This is a genomic window from Paenibacillus sp. FSL R7-277, from assembly GCF_000517965.1.
Classification (GTDB): Bacteria; Bacillota; Bacilli; order Paenibacillales; family Paenibacillaceae; genus Paenibacillus_AQ; species Paenibacillus_AQ silagei.
The window spans coordinates 366,417-383,721 of record NZ_ASPX01000069.1 but is presented as its reverse complement, the minus strand read 5'-3'; the positions used below and the strand labels follow the sequence as shown (position 1 = coordinate 383,721).

The following is a 17,305-nucleotide window of genomic DNA, read 5'->3' as shown; positions in this document are numbered from 1 at the left end:
TCCATGTTCATGCCAAGTTGTCCTGCTGCAGATCCCCCCTGCTGATACTGCTTCATAACTTTTGCAATTCCAATAGAAATATTTGCCTCATTGATTGTACATACATAAGGAATTTGATCTCCTAATTGGCTCATGACATGAGCGCAATAACGTGCAAACCTTGCTGGCGTACCTTCAGCTTCCCAGCCTCCGGCGCTAATAAGCCATTGCGGGGAGGTGAAATGATGAAGCGTTACGACCGGGGTTACATTCAAGTTGCTGCAAGTTCTTAATACATCCCGGTAATGTTACATGGCTGCTTCATCGAATTGCCCTTCCTCCGGTTCAATCCGGGCCCACTCGATGGAAAAGCGATAAGAATTGAGGCCAAGTGCGGCTAAACGTCCGCTCAGAAATTGATTGTTCATTCTGTCGACTTCTATCGGTACATGATCAAAATAGAGGTCGATTTGCTCCCACTTTATGAAGAAATCAAACATGTTAACACTTATCTTCAGATTCAGTCAATCCGCTATAAAGACAGGTTTACCTATTCCATTGAAACCGATAAGATGATCGAGGATATGCTTGTTCCACCTATGCTTATTCAAAATTTTGTAGAGAACTCCATTAAATATGCTATACAACCCGATAAATCAACACATATTTCAGTTAAAATTGTCGCGATCGAACTCGATTTCTACCCATTTGCTAAAATAATGATTTCCGACACAGGAAACGGATATCCTGCAGCTCAACTAGAGCAATTGAATCAAGGGAAAGCTATAGTTGATAGCAAGGCTGAGCATATTGGAGTCAGTAATACCCTGCAGCGTCTCTCCTTGTTATTTGAGGGAAAAGCAAAATGGCGCTTTTATAATCAAAACGGCGCCGTAAGTGAACTCATCTTGCCTGCGCTCTTCCAAGAATAAGTAAAGTCACAGTTAGCACCTCGGACGTCATGAGTTGAGTGCGGCGTATTACGATCGACTATCCGTTCGCACCCTATGGAAGCATTGGCCTAGAACACTTTTCGTACTCCAAGATGATCTGATCAGACTTTGTCTGGGACAGTGAAGCAAAAGCGGGTATCATCCTTGAATGAGGATGATACCCGCTTTCTCTATCCTTCCAGTTCGACCGCAAGACAATGCACGTACGGCGTCGGCAGATGTTCCGGCAAAGATACAACCAGCGGGCCTAATGCCTGGCTGAATTCTACCGGTCCTGCACCGAGCAGACGCACGTGTCTAACCCGTTCTTCCGGCCCGAATGACCGTATGACAGCCATCCGGTCACCGGGTGCCTTCATCTGGAAGGCGTAGACCGTATTCCCTTTCTGCGTGAACCGGAAATCCGTCGCATCCCACTCCACCCTGTCCTCTTTGTATTGCTCGATAACCACGCGCGAATTCCCTTCGCCAGACACGTGGAACGGCCTCGTCCCGTAGACGCCTTCCGAAGATACAGCCATCCACTGAGCCATCTCCTGAAGAATATATCGGCATTCGTCATCAATTGTTCCATCCGGTCTCTGGGGTATATTTAGCAACAGATTGCCGTTCTTGGAGATGATATCGATCAGGATTTCAATCACGTGATCCGGTCTCTTGTATACGGCTTTGGCATTATAGAACCAGTCACCGACACAGGTGTCCGTCTGCCAGGGCTCTTCCTTGATACCCGGCTCCTGGCTGCGTTCGATATCCAGGACGCCGACCGAGTACACTGCTTTCCTGCGGTCTTTCTGATTATAGACCGCCTTATTCACGCCTCCGTTACGGGCGGCGCTGCTGTTATAGAGATGGGCAACTGCCTGAAGCCCTGCCGCCATAACCGCCTCATCCGGCGCAGTCGCCGCATCCTGAAAGATGTCAGTGAACGGAAGTGCTCCGTCGGAATACAGCAGATCCGGCTGGTACAGATCGATGAGCTCCATCATCACATCCAGCCAGCGCTGATGCCACTCCGGCTCGGTGGCATACCACGGATCCAGATCGTACATCTTTTTATCTGCGTGATAATACATCTGATTGGGCAGGTACAGGTCTTCGTATTGCGGATCATTGCCATCGTATGGGACACCCTTGTACAGGCCTTCCTTATCCTGTCCCTTATTGCTCTGGAACCAGCTGAACGTTGCTCCAAGATGCTCGGTCAGGCCGAATGGCAAGCCCCGCTTGTCTGCTGCTGCTTTCCACAAGGCCACGATATCCTTCTTGGGTCCCATCTGAACGGAATTCCAGCGGTGCAGCCTGGAATCGTAATTGAAGAAGTTGTCATGGTGCATCGCCTGCGCCACGAAATATTTGGCACCCGCAGCCTGATACAGATCCATCAGCTCTTCGGGATCGAACTTCTCTGCCTTCCAGAGCTGGACAATGTCCTTGTAGCCAAAGACCGACGGATGGCCGTAATGACGGATATGATAGCGGTATTGGTCCGAACCTTCAAAGTACATGTTACGGGCGTACCAGTCACCGAACATCGGCACGGACTGCGCTCCCCAGTGTGACCAGATTCCCAGCTTCGCATCCCGGAACCAGGCTGGACATTCGAAGGTTTGCAGGGAAGCAAGCTTCGGCTCAAACGGTCCTTTGACCCTAGCAGATGTCTTCATTGAACGTTCCTCCAATTCGCTTTGTGTTTTAGAGACGGGTAATATGCCTGTAACTATTCTTTCACCGAACCGATCATGACCCCCTGCACAAAATACTTCTGCACAAAAGGATAAATGATCAGAATGGGAACAGTTGTAATGACGATCAGTGAATATTTCAAAAGCGTCTCCATGTTCTTCATCATGGTCAACCGCTGAGGGTCGAGCGACGCGGACATGCTGGTGTAGTCGATTTTGTTCTCGACCAGAATCTGGCGAAGCACCAATTGCAGCGGATACAGAGACTGTGAATTCAGAAAGATCAGTGCATTAAAATATGAGTTCCATAACCCCACCGCCGACCATAGCATCAGGACAGCAAGAATCGGCTTCGATAACGGCAAGACGATACGGGTCAGGAACTTGAAGTCCCCGCAGCCATCCAGCTGGGCAGCCTCGTACATTTCCTTCGGCAGCGAATTCTGGAAGAACGTCTTCGCAATGATAATCGAGTAAATATTGAGTGCCGACGGCACGATAATCGCCCATGGCGTATTGAGCATCCCCAGATCCTTGACTACAAGATAAAAAGGAATAAGTCCTCCGTTAAACAGCATCGCGAACAGAATCGCCCAGATCCAGATGTTGCGTCCAACCATCTCTTTTCTTGACAATGGATAGGCCATCATGACAGTAAGCGATACGCTCAGCAGGGTGCCGCCCACCGTGTAGAGCAGCGAGTTGACGAATCCCGTCCACACCGCATTGTATTGAAAAACACCGATATAGCCGTCCAGCGTGAAATCAACCGGCAGCAGCCAGACCTTGCCTCCCTGTACGGCCGCTGCCGAGCTGAAAGAGGAACTGACGATAAAGATCAGAGGGTACAATACCAAAAGCAGAACTATTGTTAATCCGGTGTACACGCAAAATAAAAAGATGCGGTCTGAGCCGGACTCCCGAATCGCGGATGTGCGACGCATGAAATTTCCTCCTAACCTAGAACAGACTGCTGTCTGAAACTTTACGGGCGCTATAGTTGACCGCGGTAATCAGGATCAGGCCGATGACAGAGTTGAATAAGCTGATCGCTGTCGCAAAGCTGAAGTCGGCGTTAACCAGTCCGATCTTGTACACATACGTGGATATAACTTCCGAACTGCTTAGATTAAGGTTGTTCTGGAGCAGGAATACTTTCTCGAAGCCGATACTGAGCAGCCCGCCCACGCTGAGAATCATCAGGATAATAATGGTGGAGCTGATGCCTGGCAGATCAATATAGCGGATCTTTTGCAGCCGGCTGGCTCCGTCAATTCTTGCCGCCTCGTACAATTCAGGATTGACGCTGGCCAAAGCCGCAAGATAGATAATTGCCGCATACCCGGTTTCTTGCCAGATGCCCGACCAGACATAGACCGACGAGAAGCTGTCGGCGCTTGCCAAGACATTCGGAGGATTGTTGTTGCCGAGCAGACTGGAGAACAGCGCCAGAGGGCCGCTCGTCGGAGACAGCATGATCTGGATCATACCGACCAGGATAACCGTCGAGATAAAATACGGCGCGTAAGTAAACATTTGCACGGTTTTTTTGAAGCGGACATGCTTCACTTCGTTCAGCGCCAGCGCCAGAATGAGCGAGCACGGGATCGACACGATCAGATAGTACAGGCTCAGGACCAGCGTATTCTTGACCAGCGGCCAGAAATACGGTGACGAGAGAAACAGCTCGAACTGCTGAAGGCCGACCCAGGGACTCCCCCAGATACCCTGAACCGGATTAAAGTTGCGGAAGGCAATCTGAACGCCAACCATCGGCCAATAGCTGAACACGAGCAGAAAAGCTGTCGGGAGCGCGATGATGGCGTACAGCGGCCAGTGCCGGACTATGCGTTGCCGTAATTCAGAATTCGGTTTCATCGTCGATCATTCCTCGCTTAAAAAAGTTGCATCATCCGCTCCGGAGTACCGCGGAGCGGATGATGCCCATGCCGCTTTAGTGCAGCGATTCGAGATTCTTCACCACTGCATCATCGCGCTGGTAGCTGCTCGTATCAAACGGGCTCACGATCGCTTCTTCGGTGATGCTCAGGAAGTCTGCCAGACCCAGCTTCTTCACACCCTCCACATATGCATCCCAGTCCTTGTCGATCGATTTATTGCCGACGATGAACTCGGCGGTCCATTGGTTGACGTATGAAGTAATGTTGGTCTTCAGCTGGGAATATTGCTGCGACTTGGCGGGATCGATCCAGATTGAGGCTGGCACAACCTGCGCCGGCTGCTTGCCTTTGTAATCCTTCTCCGTATAGTAGTGCAGCAGCGCTTCCGAGCCGGAGCCATCCGGCGTGAACGGGGATTTGGCGACGATGCTGTTGCGCCATTCCTCCGACTGGTAGATCGGCCCCAGCTGATTCCAGCCCCGGGTGAACGGTGTCGGCGGCTGAAAATCAATATCGAACAGCGCCGGTGTCCCGACCAGTCCGGTTTCACCTTCCTTAGCTCTAGTCCAGTATTCGCCTTCCGGCCCCATGTTCGCCATGGTCGCGCCTTCCGGCGTCCAGATGAAATTCAGCAGCTTCATGATGGCAATTTTCTCTTCTTCTGATGCTTTATTCGTAATGGTGAAGACGGCTCCACTGACGCCATTGCCGCTGAATGCCGCGTATTGGGCGCCCCCCGGACCTTTGAGCGGCGGGATGGTGACCCAGTCAATGATTTCACTCATGTTCTCGGCTCCGACGACGCAGTTGATGCAGCCCCAAGGCACTACGCCCACTTCATGATTGATCGCTTGCTTGCTGAGCACATCATTCGTCTGGGTAAATGCCGCACTGCTGATCAGACCTTTGCTGTACAAGCGGTTAATATAGGAGAGCCCGTCTTTCCATTCATCCTTGATTGCGGCAAATTCAAGCTTTCCGTTATTTATCTCCAGGCGGTTCCCGCCGTCGTTATACACGAAGGCATTCATCAGGAACGTCGTCGGATCGGAGTTCCAGCCGTCCGTGGACCCTGTAAGCGGCAGGATGCCGTTCGACTTAAAAACCTCCAGCATATGCTCGAATTCATCCGTAGTCGTCGGAATACTAAGACCGTACTTTTCCAGGAGCGGCTCATATACCCACAGCTTGCTGGAGTAGTAGCAGTGCAGGCAGTAGTTATAGAACGGCAGGCCGTAAATGTTGCCGTCCGGAGCGTATACCCCTTGCTTGAGCGCCGGCGTGTTCTCGATTTCCTTCCAGACATTAGGCGCATACTCTTTCAGGAGATCGTTTAAGGGCACAAATACGCCTTGCTTGCCGTATTTCAGCAGGTCCTCATTGGTGAACTGCCCTGCCCAGAAGATCGAAGGATAATCTCCGCTGGCCAGCCGCAGCGGCTGCTTGGTCGTAACATCCGTGTTAGGTACAGTTGACCACTTGATATCTATATTAAATTTCTCTTCGGCATACGTTGTGAACCAGTTGGTATCCATATTCCCGTTGGTGCTCGAAGTGCCGGCGAACAGATTGACAGTGACAGGCTTGCCTTGTCCGGATGAGTCCGTCGGATCCGTTGCGTTTGTACCCGATACACCAGCCGGCGTGGTAGCGCTTTCTTTTTTACCGTTATTACTTTGCGAACATCCGGCTAACAGTATAATGACCATGATCGTTAACATTAAAATTACGGTTTTGCGTTTCCCGTTCATCCTTGAAGCCCCCTCTATTTTATTCATGCTGTACAACGATACTGCGAATCACCCCCTTAAACTGAATAATCCATTCTTAAAATTATATAAGATTATCACTGCTGCTTCAGACAAACAATAACTGTAGCGGAATGAAAATAAATACCCTTTCAAAACTGTTGATGAAGGATAAACAGACCTCTAGCCATTATTTTAGTCCAATAAACAGAAGGTTAGGTGCTGCATTTCGTTCAAACTTTGTCTTGATTATAAGGGATGGCAGTTCAGAGTAAAATCAGGTAAAATTAAAGTATCATATAAAAAAATGAAAGTTGTTGATGGTCCATGGAGCGTTATATGAAGCATTACATGAAGCAATTTCTCGTCACCACTTTGGATCGGACACTGCCGATTTATATAGAACTGACGGGCTATAATGAATGGCAAGAGGAATTTGACCGGCCAGAGGGCTATCACTGCTATCACTGGCTGCATACGGTAAGCGGGGAAGGCCAATTCGAATGTTCGGGAACCACGGTTACGCTTGGACCGAACCAGGGAATCCTGCTTCCTCCACATGTCCCGCATCGTTATGTCACCTTATCACACCCGTGGTCCACCTGGTACGTTACCTTCAATGGTAATTTAGCTCCGACCATTATCTCCTCATTGGGATTGGCTACATCTACGGTCATTAGCTGGGAGCCCGGCTCCAGGCTGTCCAAGATTCATTACAGAACGCGCCATCTGGAGCAACGGCCATCCGAATTCAGCGGAATGGACAGCTCGGCTTTCGTCTATCGCTTCCTGATCGATCTAAAGCGCTTTGGACAAGTGGATAACCAGCGCTCCTATTCCCAGCATTCGAAACGTCTGCTACCCATGATTCAGTTTTTGGAGAATAATTTTCATGATCCCGGCATCGGTCTGGCCAATCTTTCCGAGTTCACCGGCCTCAGTTCGCAGCGGCTAAATTATTTATTCCGCATAACCACCGGTATGAGCCCTTATCAATATTTGATTCATTTACGCATTCAAAAGGCCAAGGAGCACCTGATCCTGGACAAACACCTGACCATCAAAGCCATTGCCACACTTGTCGGTTTTTTGGACGCGAGCCATTTCATCTCCACCTTCCGCAAATTCGAGGCAATTACGCCCCAGCGCTTCCGGGAGCTTAATTGAAGATGCTGTAAATATCAATAAACCGGAACCTCTTCTTGCTTTATTACTCGTTATTTAAATGTGACATTGTTTATAGACCAACAAAAAAGACCCGCCTATGGCAGGTCTGCTTTGTCTCTCACCGCTTCGCCTTATAATACCCCAATACGGTAATATATCCGGTCTACGGATTTCCCAGCTTGCTTGAACCGGACCTCTTTCACAATCCATCCCTTACTCAGCCAGTCAAAAATTAGCTTTCTTAAGAAATAATTTCTATAGTTACCCTATAAACATAAATACCTTTCTTAATTTGATAGGGATCGTGAATATTTTTGGTCCAGCCGGTATCTCCGCCAAGACCTGCATGTTTGTGATCAATATGAAGATAAACAGAATCTGAATGTCCCAGCTCGTCTTCATAGGCGGCGTTGTCATATTGCTCAATACTGTGCCCATGAATATCAAAATGGAAATGTCCCGCTGCCGATACTTTTACTGATTGTTCTTCGGATGACAAATATAAATACCGGACATCCTCCTTACCACCGCATTCTACCGGTAAGATATAGGGTACGTGCTGCTGTTCTACAGTGCTCTCATATACTCCAACGAATGCAGCAGATTTACGATCCGCGTAGTTCTCCCATGGCCCGCGACCATACCATTTCATCTTCTTCCAAGCCTCAGAGAACTTAAAGCTTAGCCCAATTCTCGGGAGGGTGTCGACCTTGGCATTGTTCACAACTGTATTTGTGATTTCTATACCTTTGCCGCCGACGGTATAATTGGTTTTTGTTTCAATGCATCCATGATATATACAATGAACTTGAATGATAACAGCAGCAGGTGCTGCAAATACCCGAATATTCTTGATTTCTTTTTGATGGGAATGGAGCCCGAGCGCTTTCCATTCATCTGCATAATTGGACGATTCGAGATGAATACCTGCATCAATGCCTGTCGGAGGGCGATAGAAGTTATTTGTTCCTCCCGTGAAATAATTCTTGTTATTGTATTTTACAGAGATGAACTCTGCGGTTTCTTTCGAGAAAAGAACCGTTGTATTTTCATTATAGATATGAATTTCATTTGCCGTTTCATCATACTGCAAACTATCCTTTTCTATATCTCCGGTATGCACTTTATTAACAGAATCTTTAATCTCTATCTGGCAGGCATAAATACAGGCTCCCTTCTTAGAATAAAAGGTGTCCTCGTCCAAATAAGCATAGAAATTAAGAAAAGCTTCCCCGGAGACTTTAGACGAATCGTATGGCGCTTGAAGCTTATCAACGGATCCTGGTGCTGTGTGGTATTTAGGCAAGCTACCGCTTTCAATCACCTTTCCATCGCAAACCAGCTCCCAGGCCATATTCAAATGGCTTAAATCCCGATGCGTGTAATGATTATAAATTCGATAGCCATCATTCCCAGGCATGTAATCCATTTGGATAGGAGATTGTACATTTTTTATTTCATGCGCAGCCGGCTTGAGCGTTAGATTAGGGAAAACAATGCCATTCAGGCACATATCAGGTGCAGGATCAGTAACCTCTTCCTGGAATGCCCCGCCATAGACATACTTTTTATTTCCGTCTTTATCCTGCTTAACCAGCGCTTTATCCTGAAAATCCCAAATAAATCCTCCTTGAAACCGCGGGAATTTATGAATGAGCTCCCAAAATTCCTTAAAGTTTCCGTTACTGTTACTTTTCGCGTACGCATATTCACACATAATAAAAGGACGTAAATCCTCGCTTTCAGCCATGACATCCAGGATCCAATCTTTCTGAGGATACATAGGCGCCATAATATCGGAGATGTTTGCCGGAGGATTCAGAGACTCATACTGAACGTACCTTGTTTTGTCATACTCCTTAATCCAGCCGTACATCGCAGCATGATTCGCTCCATAACCGGATTCATTACCCAGAGACCAGAGAATAATGGATGGATGATTTTTATCTCTCAGAACCATCCGTGTAGCCCGTTCCATATACGCATTTGTCCATTCGGGGGATGCGCTTAACTGGCCGCCAAGACCGTGTGTTTCAATATTGGCTTCATCCACCAGGTAAATGCCCAGTTCATCACACAAGTCATACCATTCGATTGCGTGCGGATAGTGACTTGTTCTTACCGCATTGATATTCAGCGATTTCATGACCTTGATTTGCTCGCGCATATATTCTGTTGTTACGACTCGTCCTGTTTCAGGACAAAAGGCGTGAAGATTGGTTCCCCGTATAATGAGACGCTTCCCATTAATTCTCAGGACCCCTTTTCGATCGATCTTCACTTCACGGAAGCCGACATTCGCGCTCTCAATATCAACTACATTTCCAGAATAATCAATCATTTCTAACACCAATTTATAGAGATAAGGGTTCTCGTCGCTCCACAAGTGAGGATTTGAAACGGTTTTCGTAACCTTTGCTACATATTTTTCTCGCAGGTAGGAATCACAATCCGCAAACTTTGGCGTTTCAAACTCAGTCACCAATTGCTGATCGCTATCATACAGGGACAACCGCGCATGGGCATCACCATAACCATTCACTTGATTATTAGGTACAACCGTCACAGATAATTCGGCATTGTTGTAATTACCGGAAAAGAGGGTTTCGATCTTATAATCATGGATGCGCAGCTGTGGTTTTGCATAAATGAGAACATCCCGGTAGATCCCCGAGAGATGCCAATAATCCTGATCCTCCAGGTAAGTACCGGCCCCAAACCGCATAACCTGAACAGCTATACGGTTTTGTCCCTTTTGAATGTAATCCGTGATATCAAAAGAAGCGTTAAGCTTACTGTCCTGAGAATAACCAACCAGTTTGCCGTTTAACCACAGATAAAAACACGATTCCACACCTCCAAAATCGATAAATATATCCCTTTCGTTAAAATGTTCGTCAACTTCGAACGTTCGGACGTAACAACCAGTAAGGTTACCATCTGGCACATGAGGCGGATTCAAAATGTATTCATTATTCCTAAGTTGAATTTCGTGACTTGAACCCTCCCCTTTTTGAACAAAGGGATACAACATATTGGTGTATACAGGTTTTCCATACCCGGAAAGCTCCCAATTGGAAGGAACAGGAATATGATCCCAATGAGAAACATCATGTTCAGGACTGTAGAATTCATCCGTTACTTCATCGGGAGATCCGAACCATTTAAACTTCCACATTCCATTCAGGCTTTTTACGTATTTAGACTTTCTCCGGTCTCCGCTCAAAGCCTGTTCAACGGTTTCGTATACTCCGTAGGGCTCATGCATGGGATAACGGTTTTTTTGAGTAACATATTGATTTTCCCAATCTCTGCTTAGCTTCATTGGCTTAAATAACACTCCCATCCATTGTTCTAATTGGTTGATCTTTTAATGTAGATGCCCCTATAATATAAGGAAATTTCCTTATATTAAATGTTGAGTATGGTATTTCATTTATCCATTTTGGTAGGGGTGTGCGTACATGAATGTTGAAGACATTAATGAAAATGATGTAATCTACCGGTGTATCGGCAAAGATTTTAATCAGGGTATTTTATCTTGCGGCTTTATGCGGAAAAGATCAGCAGAGCGTTCTCAATATGATTTTAAGATAGGATATTACAGCTGTTTTGTAGTATTGCAAGGCAGTGGAACGTTTATTTCTGCGGACGGTACCGTTACTCCTATGCAAGCAGGTGATCTTGTTCAACGTTTACCTGAACGTTTGCACTCTACTGCAATTGAACCAGATGGGAATTGGATCGAGTTTTATATCAGTGTCGGATATCCTGTCTATTCATACTTAAAGACACTTGGAATTATTAATTCCGATAAGGAAGTCCAATCGGCACAGCATACGAATGATTTTTTCTTTGATTTTGTTTCCTTGCTGAAAGCCTTGAAAAGTGCAACAGATGAAAGTCTTCCCTCCCTGCTAATGAAGTCTCAGGATTTGATTATCAGATTGCACAGCAGCATTCATAATGCTCATAGCAATGAAATTGAAAGTAAAATAACAAAAGCCTGCGAGCTGATTAGTGTCTCCAATGATATTCACTTTGATATTCAGGAAGTGGCATCTGCCGTGAATATGGGTTACGAGAATTTCCGGAAATTTTTTAAAGAGACTACAGGGATTTCCCCTAAGCGATACCACACTGAACATTTAATGAGACAGGCCAAAATGATGCTGCTATCTGGACTTCCCATCAAACACGTAGCCGTTAGCCTTGGTTACGGGGATATATATTCATTCACCAAACAATTTACGAAGTCAGAAGGGGTATCTCCAGGACGATATATTCGTAAAACAAAACCTGTTAAAAATGAAGTTTGAAAAACAAAAAGCAACTCATCCGCAGACAAGTTGCTTTATAAATGCTCTATTGTTATCGGATTCCGGATGCATTCCCTGACTATTCTTATGGCTTCCTTTCCAGCGGATACTTTACTCTTTTCAGGATGCCCATTATTAATTTTACGGGCCAGTGCATCGGGGTCAATATTTACACTTACCCCAAGCCTGTCAACAATCAAGTTGCGGATTGTGCTCTTGCCACTTTCATTATTACCGGCAAACACAAACATCGTTACCTTTGTCTCATTCATGGATGAAATCCTGTTCATTCATTTTCTCAATTTCACCCGTACTATATTCTCTAACAATTTGCCCCTCATTTGTCTTATATACTATATATGTTCCATTTGCTTTAGCATCCAACTTCGCCCGGTCACCTGTTAACCGAATCAATTTAGCAAGGTCCTTCGTAAGATTCATCATTCCACAAACACCTCATTTCGCACTTATAGTTCGAGTATACCACAGTACAGCGCATTTTATATCCGCTTCAATCCTTACAGATAACACAGTGATTTTTGAATATCTTATTAAAAAACACAAACAACCTGCAGGACCGAGATATCTAATGTCTCATTCCTACAGGCAATTTTCTTACCTCACCGCTTCACCTTATAAAACTCATGATACAGCTTCATCAGCGCCCTCTTCTCTATCCGCGACACATAGCTCCGCGAGATCCCCAGCTCCTTCGCAATCTCCCGCTGCGTCCTCTCTTCTCCACCTGTATCAAGCCCAAACCGCCCGACCACAACTTCCTTCTCCCGGTCATCCAGGATATCCAGATTACGATAGATCTTGCTCTTCTCAATCTTCAGATCTACTTCCTTAATTACATCATCCGCTTCCGAGCCTAGGATATCGATCAGGGTGATCTCGTTGCCTTCCTTATCCGTTCCGATCGGATCGTGGAGGGATACGTCTTTGCGGTTTTTTTTCAGCGAGCGTAAGTGCATCAGGATCTCATTCTCGATACAACGGGCAGCAAAAGTAGCCAGCTTCGTGCCCTTGTTCGGGCGCTAGCTCTCGATGGCCTTGATTAGGCCGATGGTGCCGATGGAGATCAGGTCCTCCATGTCTTCGCCGGTGTTGTCGAATTTCTTGAGGTTATGGACACGATGCGATGTCATTTCATTAATCAATTTTAACTTAATGAAAACATGCATTTCTGAACAAAATCTAACTATAGCACTTTTTAATAATTCCCATAAAAATTCAAGTTTTCTACTTTAGACCTCGTTGTTGTAGCGTGATTTATACTTAGCAAAGCGTTCATGGTTCATAAATCCTTCTCGATACTTTTGGTTTATTTTAACTGCTTGGACAAATCTCATATGGATTTGTTGGTTTCTTTTTGCGAAAGAACATTTTTCAAGTGCTAAATACCACAAGTCAAAAATAACGATAGTAAGATACCCGATCTCCCAAAGGAAAGCTTTTTGCATCACTACATCACGACTATCGATAAAACCAAAATGATCCTCTTTACTAAGCGAATTAAACATATTCCAATGTGCATAAAAATTATTTATCATATCTTTAATTTGCTTTAGCTTTTGAGAATGACTTGGAAATTCTTTTTCCACATATTTAAAAGAATTAACTAGGGCCGCCTTTATTGGCTTTGCCCCATCTTCATCCTGACCAAGGAATTTCTCAATGTTTGGTTCGACAAGAGAATAAGCCGCCAAACATGCTTTTTCAATAGCTTGACGTTTCATTAATTTTGATTGTGTCTCATGTCCTCTTAGAGCAGATAGTAAACAAAGATACAAATCATTTTTAACCTGGTTACTTAGAAGAAAAAAACTTCCTGCCTTCTTATCTTCAAATATAACAATATCCGATAAAAGAACAAGTAGCTCATTAATATTAGAAATAAGATCTTGACTCTTTTTTAATGAATCTTGCAATACCATTTCCTCTTTATGAATATAATCACCGATATCATTTTTTCTCATCAGGGCCTCCCTTCCATTCCCTCCGGAGCCTCTACCCGGGCATCTATATTATAATTTTCCTAGTAAGACACGTTGACGATAATCTCTAAGCATTTGATTCAGGACTTTTCCCGTTTTCAACCGAACCACGACCTGCTCTTCTTGACGTTTGGTATTAGCCTCAATCCATGGCCATTCACCATCAAGAGCAGTTAAGCCTTCTAGGAAGTCATCTTTGTAACGGTGTATATTCAAGAAATGCATTCTCCATTGTATCTTCAAACAACAAGATGACCTCGAAGAACCTTCCTCGAGCAAAGCTTGCTTCAGGTTCTTCTTCATCATACAAAAACTCATTAAGCTTATAAGCGGGACTATTCTTAATAAAATATTTCAAGGCATAATCTGCATGAACTCTATATTCTCCAAAATAAAGGAATTCCCGTTCTGGTGTAGGGGTTACATACCGTCCACTGTCTAAATAAACTATCTGTTTACCATATAGTTATATTCTTTCTTAATAAGAAGGATAAGAAGGACTCAATCATGATACCTGTGCTTGAGGAATCTTATTTTCTTCCTCAATGCCCATCATCATATTGTAATGTGCATGATGATTTGTAACCTTGAATATTTTCTCGAAAATATTCAGGTACCTAGCATTTGTATCTAATGGATGCTCAATATACAAATCATCACTTGCAAAATGAGACCCATCATTCGCCCAGGACAAAAGCGATTTACATACTACCTTTTCTTCTTCATCGAATTTATTCAGTATATCATCTTCACTAAAATTTCCAAATACTTTGAAATAGTTTTCTATAATTCTACGAATCAAGTTTTGAACCGTAGTTGAAGAACTAATCTGTGTTGCTGATCTAAGTTCTTGCCACATTAACTCGTACGAAGTTTTAATTGGATTTGTATCGTAAGATTGAGCCGCTGTAACATCATTATTAACTTTTCGAATAATCCAAAAAGTTTCATCATGTAATTTAACGCCCTTTGAACGCTTTTTATTAAACGTTACTTCCTTGTGAAAGTAGACATTATGGGTTAAAACAAATAATTGAACAACATTGTTTTTATTGTTCCTGCTATCCTCTATAAGTTTCAAAATGAGATTGCTAACGATAAATAATACGTTGCTATCCAAGCTAGAAATTGGGTCATCTATCACAACGACTTTATTCTCTGAAATAAGATCTCTGTTATTACTTCCATTCAATAAATGCATAAAATATAAAAAGGTTACGAATGTTTTTTCTCCTTCACTTAACGTCTGATTTACATCTTCTCCAGTGGATCGTACCAATCGATAATTACCCTGGTTTTGTGTATGCGCAAATTTAAAATTTGTAAAATTATATGCTTTTAACAGACGGTTCATCTCATTAACGGATGGAATTACACTAGTGATTTGAGCCTCCAACCCCTCAACTTCTGAAATTAATCTGTTTTTCTCAGATGTTTTTGACGTAATCCTATCCTTTATCCCCGTTATCGCATTCTTAATGTTAAATTCTTTTCGTACATATTTTTCGTGATTATGCAGATTCTCATTTGCTATGAATCTCCATATCTGATTCTTTAGTAGTTGTTCTTCCAGAGTCCGATTATCAATCAACCTATTATGTCCATGAATCTCCTGATTTACTCTCTCAATTTCCAGATTGATATTTTTTACAAATTCATCAACAGGAACTAGTGTCATTCCTTTACTCGGTTCTTTTTGTTTTTGTTCAATCAATTCGAGATTGATTTCATTCTTCGATCTGATTAGTTCAAACTGTTGATAAATTTTCTCTTTATCGATATATGGCAATTCCTTTTCCAATAGGTCCTGGATTGAAGTTTTAAGAATACTATAAGATTCCATGTACTGATCAACACACTTTTTTAATTCCTTCATCTCATTTTCATAAGTTTCATTAAAATACTCTTCTAATTGATGTAGAAAACCAACCGGCAATGACTGTTGACAAAAAGGGCATTTACCTTCTGAATTATGTACATGATCATATCCTCTTTTTACCCAATCGCTTATTGCCAGTTTAGAAATGAGAGCGGCGATATCAACCTCTTGTTTACCAACAATTTGATTTTGGTATATCTGACTTGAACTAGCAGCGTCTAGTTCGTCATTTTTTATTGATTGTATAGCTTGAATTATCACTAAACTTCCATTGAATAATTTATTTGAACGAGCGCGTAAATTTTCAACATCACATAACATACCTTCAAGTGAATGCGACTGTTTACATTTATTCATAAAGTTAATTTTATTATTTCGAACACCTGAAAAAGCTTGCAAAAACTCGTTATCATATTTTCTTTTCATTTCCCAACAATCATCTATAAACTCATTTTCATTCGAGGTATATTCTTCTTCTTTATTGGATAAGTTAGTGCGCATTTTCCGAATCTCTTCATCTAATTTATCAACCAGCCTCTTTTTTTCAGTAATTTCGTTTTTTATTTCAGTTGACTCCTTACCTAATGTGAATATACCTTTTATGTTCGATTCCTGATGGAAATTTTCCTCAACGAATTTCTGGTTATATACCAATGTTTTTAATGGTTGAGATACCCAATTAATATTACAATCTGAAAAGTTATCAATATTCTTCATAACATTTGATAATGATGTTTTCCCACTTCCATTAGAACCGTAAAAAAAATTAATTTTATTTAATCCGCTAAAGACAACACCTATATCGTTATAAGTGGCTATCTTCTTAATGGAAATCTCTTGAATCATTACTTTTCACCCCTTAACCGTTAATTGAGCGTGATACGCCATCAGATCATTATCTGTTCACGAATAGCAATATTCCTGGATTTTACAGCTGCACGTTGCGCTTTCGCAGTTTCTTTAATCAATTTAATAACTGTAATTCCAAAACTCCTAGCCACCTCACCCCCTCTAAATTACCTTGTATTGAATCACATATATCCAAATTATAACATTAGATTTCAAATGTTTTACATGGAAATCCGACTTTTCACATAATTCTTTTGAACTACTTATCCATATTTCGACAACAAAAAAAGCCTGTCAAAAGACAGACCCTATACTCTTACCGCTTCACCTTATAAAACTCATGATACAGCTTCATGAGTGCCCTCTTCTCTATCCGCGACACATAACTCCGCGAGATCCCCAGGTCCTTCGCGATCTCCCACTGCGTCCGCTCCTCGCCTCCAGTGTCCAGGCCGAAGCGGCCGACGACAACCTCTTTCTCCCTCTCGTCCAAGATATCGAGGTTACGGTAGATCTTGCTCTTCTCTATCTTCAAATCCACTTCCTTAATCACATCGTCCGCTTCCGAGCCGAGGATATCAATCAGCGTGATTTCATTACCTTCTTTATCTGTCCCGATCGGATCGTGCAGGGATACGTCCTTGCGAGTCTTTTTCAGCGACCGAAGATGCATCAGGATCTCATTCTCTATACAGCGAGCTGCAAAAGTAGCCAGCTTCGTGCCCTTGTTCGGTAGCTCTCGATAGCCTTGATCAGACCAATGGTGCCGATGCAGATCAGGTCCTCCATGTCTTTGCCGGTGTTGTCGAATTTCTTGAGGTTGTG

General features: G+C 43.6%; 13 protein-coding genes and 3 pseudogenes. 3 read left to right on the top strand and 13 right to left on the bottom strand.

Translation table 11 applies throughout. The features are described from left to right. Window positions 1-47: 47 nt before the first annotated feature. Window positions 48-272: pseudogene (locus C173_RS35395) on the bottom strand (family 1 glycosylhydrolase); the annotation flags it as partial. Between the two features lie 156 nt (window positions 273-428). Between C173_RS35395 and C173_RS20675 the strand changes: the two are divergent. Continuing rightward, window positions 429-911, top strand: coding sequence for a sensor histidine kinase (locus tag C173_RS20675; RefSeq protein ID WP_155991596.1), 483 nt, complete (start codon window positions 429-431; stop codon window positions 909-911). 191 nt (window positions 912-1,102) lie between these two features. On the opposite strand, the gene C173_RS20670 is transcribed toward C173_RS20675, so the two are convergent. The 4 genes from C173_RS20670 to C173_RS20655 form a co-directional block, all read right to left on the bottom strand. Next, window positions 1,103-2,599, bottom strand: a complete 1,497-nt coding sequence (locus C173_RS20670; protein WP_036727860.1) for an alpha-L-fucosidase — start codon at window positions 2,597-2,599, stop codon at window positions 1,103-1,105. A 53-nt stretch (window positions 2,600-2,652) separates the two neighbouring features. Further along, complete coding sequence (locus C173_RS20665; protein ID WP_036727859.1) at window positions 2,653-3,561, bottom strand: carbohydrate ABC transporter permease; 909 nt, start codon at window positions 3,559-3,561, stop codon at window positions 2,653-2,655. 16 nt (window positions 3,562-3,577) lie between these two features. After that, window positions 3,578-4,495 (bottom strand): ABC transporter permease, encoded by a 918-nt coding sequence (locus tag C173_RS20660; protein ID WP_051478221.1) that lies wholly within the window; start codon window positions 4,493-4,495, stop codon window positions 3,578-3,580. A gap of 76 nt (window positions 4,496-4,571) precedes the next feature. After that, a complete protein-coding gene (locus C173_RS20655) occupies window positions 4,572-6,269 on the bottom strand; it encodes an extracellular solute-binding protein (RefSeq protein WP_036727857.1) in 1,698 nt (565 codons plus the stop codon). A gap of 324 nt (window positions 6,270-6,593) precedes the next feature. Here C173_RS20655 and C173_RS20650 point away from each other — a divergent pair, with 324 nt between their 5' ends. Continuing rightward, window positions 6,594-7,433, top strand: coding sequence for a helix-turn-helix domain-containing protein (locus C173_RS20650; RefSeq protein WP_081751265.1), 840 nt, complete (start codon window positions 6,594-6,596; stop codon window positions 7,431-7,433). A 241-nt stretch (window positions 7,434-7,674) separates the two neighbouring features. Here the strand turns inward: C173_RS20650 and C173_RS20645 are convergent, their stop codons facing one another. Continuing rightward, a complete protein-coding gene (locus tag C173_RS20645; RefSeq protein WP_036727853.1) occupies window positions 7,675-10,758 on the bottom strand; it encodes a glycoside hydrolase family 2 TIM barrel-domain containing protein in 3,084 nt (1,027 codons plus the stop codon). A gap of 139 nt (window positions 10,759-10,897) precedes the next feature. Here C173_RS20645 and C173_RS33000 point away from each other — a divergent pair, with 139 nt between their 5' ends. Continuing rightward, complete coding sequence (locus C173_RS33000) at window positions 10,898-11,752, top strand: helix-turn-helix domain-containing protein (RefSeq protein ID WP_051478220.1); 855 nt, start codon at window positions 10,898-10,900, stop codon at window positions 11,750-11,752. A gap of 35 nt (window positions 11,753-11,787) precedes the next feature. Here C173_RS33000 and C173_RS20640 read toward each other — a convergent pair whose 3' ends face one another. From C173_RS20640 to sigK (C173_RS20610), 7 genes and pseudogenes are all read right to left on the bottom strand, one after another. Next, window positions 11,788-12,024 carry a hypothetical protein gene (locus C173_RS20640; RefSeq protein WP_051478219.1) on the bottom strand — a complete coding sequence of 79 codons (237 nt, stop codon included), beginning with the start codon at window positions 12,022-12,024 and terminating at the stop codon, window positions 11,788-11,790. Next, entirely contained in the window at window positions 12,017-12,196 is a 180-nt protein-coding gene (locus C173_RS20635) for a hypothetical protein (protein WP_036727852.1), read from the bottom strand. Before C173_RS20635 ends, C173_RS20640 begins: the two co-directional genes overlap by 8 nt. 176 nt (window positions 12,197-12,372) lie before the next feature. Then, a pseudogene (gene sigK, locus C173_RS20630) lies at window positions 12,373-12,885 on the bottom strand (RNA polymerase sporulation sigma factor SigK); the annotation flags it as partial. Window positions 12,886-13,002: 117 nt separating this feature from the next. Next, window positions 13,003-13,734 (bottom strand): hypothetical protein, encoded by a 732-nt coding sequence (locus C173_RS20625; protein WP_036727850.1) that lies wholly within the window; start codon window positions 13,732-13,734, stop codon window positions 13,003-13,005. 48 nt (window positions 13,735-13,782) lie between these two features. Next, a complete protein-coding gene (locus C173_RS20620; protein ID WP_155991595.1) occupies window positions 13,783-13,968 on the bottom strand; it encodes a hypothetical protein in 186 nt (61 codons plus the stop codon). Window positions 13,969-14,257: 289 nt separating this feature from the next. Beyond that, window positions 14,258-16,477 (bottom strand): AAA family ATPase, encoded by a 2,220-nt coding sequence (locus tag C173_RS20615; protein WP_051478218.1) that lies wholly within the window; start codon window positions 16,475-16,477, stop codon window positions 14,258-14,260. A 319-nt stretch (window positions 16,478-16,796) separates the two neighbouring features. Then, window positions 16,797-17,305: pseudogene (gene sigK, locus C173_RS20610) on the bottom strand (RNA polymerase sporulation sigma factor SigK); the annotation flags it as partial.

What these genes read in the sequence shown, in the direction of transcription:
- C173_RS20665 (WP_036727859.1), bottom strand. Translation starts at nt 3,561, where the DNA reads ATGCGTCGCACATCCGCGATTCGGGAGTCCGGCTCAGACCGCATCTTT.
- C173_RS20645 (WP_036727853.1), bottom strand. Translation starts at nt 10,758, where the DNA reads ATGAAGCTAAGCAGAGATTGGGAAAATCAATATGTTACTCAAAAAAAC.
- C173_RS20650 (WP_081751265.1), top strand. Translation starts at nt 6,594, where the DNA reads ATGGAGCGTTATATGAAGCATTACATGAAGCAATTTCTCGTCACCACT.
- C173_RS20635 (WP_036727852.1), bottom strand. Translation starts at nt 12,196, where the DNA reads ATGATGAATCTTACGAAGGACCTTGCTAAATTGATTCGGTTAACAGGT.
- C173_RS20670 (WP_036727860.1), bottom strand. Translation starts at nt 2,599, where the DNA reads ATGAAGACATCTGCTAGGGTCAAAGGACCGTTTGAGCCGAAGCTTGCT.
- C173_RS20660 (WP_051478221.1), bottom strand. Translation starts at nt 4,495, where the DNA reads ATGAAACCGAATTCTGAATTACGGCAACGCATAGTCCGGCACTGGCCG.
- C173_RS20625 (WP_036727850.1), bottom strand. Translation starts at nt 13,734, where the DNA reads ATGAGAAAAAATGATATCGGTGATTATATTCATAAAGAGGAAATGGTA.
- C173_RS20655 (WP_036727857.1), bottom strand. Translation starts at nt 6,269, where the DNA reads ATGAACGGGAAACGCAAAACCGTAATTTTAATGTTAACGATCATGGTC.
- C173_RS20640 (WP_051478219.1), bottom strand. Translation starts at nt 12,024, where the DNA reads ATGAATGAGACAAAGGTAACGATGTTTGTGTTTGCCGGTAATAATGAA.
- C173_RS20615 (WP_051478218.1), bottom strand. Translation starts at nt 16,477, where the DNA reads ATGATTCAAGAGATTTCCATTAAGAAGATAGCCACTTATAACGATATA.
- C173_RS33000 (WP_051478220.1), top strand. Translation starts at nt 10,898, where the DNA reads ATGAATGTTGAAGACATTAATGAAAATGATGTAATCTACCGGTGTATC.
- C173_RS20675 (WP_155991596.1), top strand. Translation starts at nt 429, where the DNA reads ATGATCAAAATAGAGGTCGATTTGCTCCCACTTTATGAAGAAATCAAA.